The organism is Nocardia mangyaensis (assembly GCF_001886715.1).
GTDB classification, from domain to species: domain Bacteria; phylum Actinomycetota; class Actinomycetes; order Mycobacteriales; family Mycobacteriaceae; genus Nocardia; species Nocardia mangyaensis.
The window spans coordinates 6,437,396-6,442,554 of record NZ_CP018082.1; the positions used below are offsets into that span (position 1 = coordinate 6,437,396).

Genomic DNA, 5,159 nt, shown 5'->3' on the forward strand with positions numbered 1-5,159 from the left:
CCCGGCAATCCATCGACTGCCGGGGCGGACCGAGATTCAGGACGCTGCGGGCTGCCAGATCCTGCTGCGCAGGTCCCTGCCTCGGATGACCTGAACCCGCCACGGCGTCAACTTCAGAACGTGCAACAGCGGATCGCTCGGCGAGTTCCAGAACTGGCCGAGGTTGTATCCGGCACCGCGTGGGCTGGTCTTGCGATACAGGCGCCAGACATGGGCTTTCAGGTCCAGGTCATCGACCCAGGCCGCGTGGGCGTCGACGGCGGCCGAGTTGTTTCCGCGCGCCCAGTACGAGAAGCTCGTGTACGGGTTGCCCGCGATGTGCGCGGCCTTGACCTTGGTCTTGTAGGTCGCCAGCCAACCCACCGGGTCTGCGCCGACCAGTTCCCAGACTGGTATGAGGACGCGAGTTCTCGGTCGCCCCTTCGAGTCCACGGTGACCATCGTGGCGGACACGATGCTGCCCACGTAGGCGTTGAACTCGTCCTCGAGCGCGGCGAACGAGGTCACTTTCACTGTCATGCTGGCTCCAGGGTGGGGGTCTGCGTCGAGGTCCGACGAAGGCCGACGGCGATCACGAGCGCACCGAGCACGGCCGCGCCGACCGGCACGAGCAAGGCCGCGCGATAGCCGTCCAGAATCGCGGCCGAGGTGGTGGCGCCGCCGATGACGGCGGTGCTCACCGCGGTGACGATCGCCAGACCGACTCCCGCGCCGAACTGGAACGACGTATTGAGCAACCCGCCCGCGAGACCCTGTTCGTCGCCGCTGACACCGTCGGTCGCGGCGATCGTGAGCGGCCCGTACACCAGCGCGAAGGCCAGCCCGAGCAGGATCATGCTGGGGAACATCGCGGCGTAGGTCCAGTCCATGGCCATCGGCTGGAACAGGACGTAGGCCAGCGCGGCGATGACCAGCCCGCCGAAGATCACCCGCACATTGCCGAACCGATTCACCAGCCAGGGGGTGAGCGTCGGTGCCAGGACGGCATCGACGCCGATGGCCAGCAGGGCCAAACCGGTCTGCAACGGCGACCAGCCCCGCAGCTGCTGCAGGTACAGCACCACGATGAACTGGAAGGCGAAGAACGAACCGGAGAACAGGATCGCGGCGAGGTTGGCGCGAACCAGCGGACCCGAGGCGAAGATGCCCAGCCGGACCAGTGGCGATCGCGAACGCTTCTCGGTGATCACGAACAGCACCAGCAGCGCCGCGCTGAGTATCAGCAGGCCGATGGTTTGGGCGGCGCTGACGTGCGTCGATCGCTCCACCGTGAGAACGAGCAGCAGCACCGCGGCGGTCACGCTGATCGCCCCGGTCAGATCGAACCCACCCGAGGAGCGTTCCAGCGGTTCGTCTTTCGGCACCAGCACGATGGCGGCCGCCAGGATCGCGGCGGTCATGATGACCGGCGCGATGAAGACCCACCGCCAGCTGATCGTGGTCAGCAGGCCACCCACCACCAGCCCGAGCGAGAACCCGGCGGCAGCGGTCCCGGCGTAGACGAGCAGCGCCTTGTTGCGCAGCCTGCCCTCCGGGAAGCTGGTGGTGATGATCGACAGGCCCGCAGGCGTGAGGAACGCCGCGGCGACACCCTTGACCAGCCTGGACAGGATCAGCACCCAGCCGTCCCCGGCGAAGGCGCCGAGGCCGGAGAAGACCATGAACACCGCCAGCCAGAACAGGAACATCCGCCGCCGCCCCAGCAGGTCGGCGGCCCGGCCGCCCATCAGCATGAATCCGCCGTAGGTGAGCACATACGCGCTGACCACCCATTGCAGTTCGCCGGTGGTCATCCCCAGATCGGCCTGAATGGCGGGCAGCGCGACGCCCATCATCGAAACATCCACGCCCTCGAGGAAGATCGCCGCACACAAGACGAGCAGCATCCCCCACACGCGACCGCTCATCCGGTCGCTGTCGGCTACTTGCAACACAATTTCTGTCCGTTCTTCGACACGTCGCCCAGTGGTAGGCGACGAAATCAGCTTCGACCAGGGGCGATGCCGGGAACAACGGTAAAGTCCTCACCTATCGGTAAGGCGCGCTTACCGATAGGTGAGGGTGACGATGGATTGGCAAGAGCTGGAGGTTTTTCAGACCCTCGCGCACGAGTTGCACTTCGGCCGCACCGCCGAGCGACTACATCTGTCGCGGGCGCGGGTGAGTCAGGTGGTCCAGACGCTGGAGCGGCGGATCGGCGCACCGCTGTTCGACCGCACCAGCCGACGGGTCGCGTTGACCCCGATCGGCAGGCAACTGCTCGAGGATCTGACGCCGCATCAGTTCGGCATCATGCAGGCGTTCGCGCGGGCGGCGGACGCGGCACGCGGCATCAGCGGCACCTTGACCGTGGGGTTCTCCAGCCCGATGGCGGGCGAGCGGGTGATGGGCATCGCGGCGATGTTCCGCACCGCGCATCCCGACTGCGAAGTCGCGATCCGGGAGGTCCCGCTGACAGACCGCTACAGTTCCCTGCGCGGCGGTGAGCTCGATCTGGCGCTGGTCGAATTCCCGGTGTGCGAGCCGGATCTGGTCACCGGCCCGGCGATCTTCTGTGATCCACGAGTGCTCGCCGTGTCGAGCGCGCACCCGCTGGCCGGCCGGGGCACGGTGCGGGCCGAGGACCTCAGCGGGGAGACCATTCACGTGATCGCCGGACTGCCGGGGTACTTCCTCGACGATCTCATCCCGGCGCACACGTCTTGTCGCCGGCCGATTCAGACGACCACGTCCTGGCAGGAACTGCTCACGCTGGTCGCCGCGGGGCAAGGCGTCACCGTCTGTGCGGAACAAGGTGCGCGCTACTACCCGCGGCCCACCCTCGTGTATCTACCGTTCACCGACGCCCCACCGCTCACCTACGGACTCGTCTGGCCGGTGACCGCCGCGACCGCGATGGTGCGGGCGTTCACACAGGCAGCGATCGAGCTGTCGGCAGGTATCGCGACGCCTCGTCCGGTCCCTGATCATCCAGTCGCGGAGTGACCTCCATGACCGCTTCCGCCACGGCCAGCCGAACGCCGAGCCGCGGCGGATTACGCAGCCCCGAATCCCGTTCCAGCAGTAGCCGAATCGCGGCCCAAGGCAGGTTCAGGTCGGCGAAGGCGGTGTGGAACAGGCCCGCCGAGGGCCGCGGGTTCACCTCGAGCAGCACTGGTTCCCCAGCGCGATAACGCAATTGGATGTTGGTCAGATAGGCCAGTTCGAAGTGGCGGACCAAGCGCCGGGCGATCCCGACCACCGTCGGGTCGTCGAGAAGTGTGCGGAAACGGCCATGCTTGGCACGTGGAATACCCACCAGCAGTTCGCCTCCCGGCGCGGAGAGGCAATCGATGCTGATCTCCGGGCCGTCGAGAAACGGCATCACGAGCAGCGGTGGCACGAATTCGCCCTCGTTCGCGGCCCGGCGCATCGCCCCCGCTACCGCCTCGACCGAGACGACCGGCCGGGGTGCGGCGCGCAGGCAGGCCATGGACAGCGGGCGGTCGTCCAGGATGCGAAAGCCGAATGCCGAGTACTCGCCGCTCGGCTTGATGCAGAGCGTCTCCCCGCCCCGGGACAACTCCTCGACCGCGGCGTAGAACTCGTCGGCATCGGTCGCCTCCCGCCACGGCGGCACCGGAATCCCCGCCGCCGCCCCGATCTCGTAGGTGCGCACCTTGCTGGTCAGCGCGGTCACCGCCGACAACGGCGAACACATCAGGCTGGTGCCGACCGCCGCGAAGTCCGCCACCCGCCCCGCCAGCGCATCGAGCCGACGCGGCGGAATCATCACATCGATGCGATGCGTCCGACAGAAGTCCAACGCGAACTGCGCGTACTCGTCGTTGCCGACGTACCGGGGCTCGATCGCCGCCACATCACACACCGACAGCGCAACCGCCCCCGGATCAACATTGCTGGCGTAAATGGTGACGCCGACCCCGTCGGGGTTGTCCCGCAGCAACCGCATGACCTGAACCGTCGCCGCCCCCGCACTGCTCAGCCAAATCCGAACCGTTATGGCAACCGCACCCTTCCCGTTCCCGTAGAGAACCGGACCCTATCCCGATTCGGCGTCACGCACATTTCGGAACGAAAGCCTGCACGTCACATCCCCGGCTCACTTGGCCAGCTGGCCGATCCATTGACGAACGTTCCTCGCCGATCGGGAGCGCGCAGGGTAACGCCACCATGCACCGCCGGCCATAGTCGCGCTAAACCCTCACAGACCGTATTTGCGGACGAATTCCTGAGTGAGGTCGATCGCAGGCAGCCCGTGATCGGTAGCGCTGGTATCGACAGCGGTCTCCTCGACCAACTCCGTAGGTGCAGGCGGAAGCTGCCGCCACCGCGCCCGTGGGTCGGCGTTCTTCTCATGCTGCTCGGTCATGTTCTCCCCCTTTGCCACCACCAGGATAGTCCCTGATCGAGGGACTCGCCCGAGCGAGCGCGGGCTCAGGCGGGGTCAGGGCAACAGTGAACCGGTTTCGATGGTGAACTCGAAGGGCGCGGACACCTTCACAGGTTGTCCAGCCGAGATTCGGTGTGTTTGTTCGTAGTTGCCGTCGGAGCCCAACGAATAGGCGAAGAGAACCGGGAGGGTCTCGCCGGGAAGCTGGCCTTTGAACGGGTTGATCTCGAACCGCCAGTAGTGCGGGATTCCCGCAGAGGCGTAGATCACCGGCTTCACCATGCGGTCGGGGAAAGTGGTCGACTTCGAGACCACCTCGACAGCGACTTGGACCTGCGCGGCCGGCACACCCCGACTCTCCATATCGATGGGCCGGGTGACAACAACCAGGTCAGGGACAGGCTCGTCGGAACCGATCAGCACACCGATGCCTAACAAAGTGGCCATGTCGGCCGGGACAACCGGCTGCAACGCCAGAAACAGCGTTTGGATCAACCACTGATGCTTCGGTTTGGGTGCGGCATTCACGACGAGTTGGCCATTCAACACTTCGTATCGCAGTCCATCATCGGGCATGTGGTCGAGATCTGCGGCAGTCCAATGATCGGAGTGCGGTGACGGCATCGCCATTCGAACACCTCCGACTCGTCGAACCACGGCGCGCCGCTCGCGCCGAACGGTTCGAGTCTAGCGCCTGCCGCACGATCACGGAGCGTTGATACTGCCCCGCCTACCAGGGAAATGATGGTCGGCGGGGCAGCAAACG

At 66.2% G+C, this 5,159-nt stretch carries 6 protein-coding genes; 1 reads left to right on the forward strand and 5 read right to left on the reverse strand.

What is annotated here, in order from left to right:
- Nucleotides 1-36 precede the first annotated feature (36 nt).
- A complete protein-coding gene (locus BOX37_RS29325; protein ID WP_071930443.1) occupies nucleotides 37-519 on the reverse strand; it encodes a pyridoxamine 5'-phosphate oxidase family protein in 483 nt (160 codons plus the stop codon).
- Complete coding sequence (locus BOX37_RS29330; RefSeq protein ID WP_071931978.1) at nucleotides 516-1,907, reverse strand: MFS transporter; 1,392 nt, start codon at nucleotides 1,905-1,907, stop codon at nucleotides 516-518. Before BOX37_RS29330 ends, BOX37_RS29325 begins: the two co-directional genes overlap by 4 nt.
- Before the next feature lie 160 nt (nucleotides 1,908-2,067).
- On the opposite strand from BOX37_RS29330, the gene BOX37_RS29335 reads away from it, so the two are divergent.
- Entirely contained in the window at nucleotides 2,068-2,985 is a 918-nt protein-coding gene (locus tag BOX37_RS29335; protein ID WP_071930444.1) for a LysR family transcriptional regulator, read from the forward strand.
- On the opposite strand, the gene BOX37_RS29340 is transcribed toward BOX37_RS29335, so the two are convergent.
- The 3 genes from BOX37_RS29340 to BOX37_RS29350 form a co-directional block, all read right to left on the reverse strand.
- Nucleotides 2,909-3,952 (reverse strand): ATP-grasp domain-containing protein, encoded by a 1,044-nt coding sequence (locus tag BOX37_RS29340; RefSeq protein ID WP_071930445.1) that lies wholly within the window; start codon nucleotides 3,950-3,952, stop codon nucleotides 2,909-2,911. The two genes, BOX37_RS29335 and BOX37_RS29340, sit on opposite strands and share 77 nt — an antisense overlap.
- A 252-nt stretch (nucleotides 3,953-4,204) precedes the next feature.
- Nucleotides 4,205-4,372, reverse strand: a complete 168-nt coding sequence (locus BOX37_RS29345; RefSeq protein ID WP_156910619.1) for a hypothetical protein — start codon at nucleotides 4,370-4,372, stop codon at nucleotides 4,205-4,207.
- A 75-nt stretch (nucleotides 4,373-4,447) separates the two neighbouring features.
- Nucleotides 4,448-5,023 (reverse strand): Uma2 family endonuclease, encoded by a 576-nt coding sequence (locus BOX37_RS29350; RefSeq protein WP_071930447.1) that lies wholly within the window; start codon nucleotides 5,021-5,023, stop codon nucleotides 4,448-4,450.
- Nucleotides 5,024-5,159 lie beyond the last annotated feature (136 nt).

What these genes read in the sequence shown, in the direction of transcription:
- BOX37_RS29325 (WP_071930443.1), bottom strand. Translation starts at nt 519, where the DNA reads ATGACAGTGAAAGTGACCTCGTTCGCCGCGCTCGAGGACGAGTTCAAC.
- BOX37_RS29330 (WP_071931978.1), bottom strand. Translation starts at nt 1,907, where the DNA reads ATGAGCGGTCGCGTGTGGGGGATGCTGCTCGTCTTGTGTGCGGCGATC.
- BOX37_RS29335 (WP_071930444.1), top strand. Translation starts at nt 2,068, where the DNA reads ATGGATTGGCAAGAGCTGGAGGTTTTTCAGACCCTCGCGCACGAGTTG.
- BOX37_RS29340 (WP_071930445.1), bottom strand. Translation starts at nt 3,952, where the DNA reads ATGCGGTTGCTGCGGGACAACCCCGACGGGGTCGGCGTCACCATTTAC.
- BOX37_RS29345 (WP_156910619.1), bottom strand. Translation starts at nt 4,372, where the DNA reads ATGACCGAGCAGCATGAGAAGAACGCCGACCCACGGGCGCGGTGGCGG.
- BOX37_RS29350 (WP_071930447.1), bottom strand. Translation starts at nt 5,023, where the DNA reads ATGGCGATGCCGTCACCGCACTCCGATCATTGGACTGCCGCAGATCTC.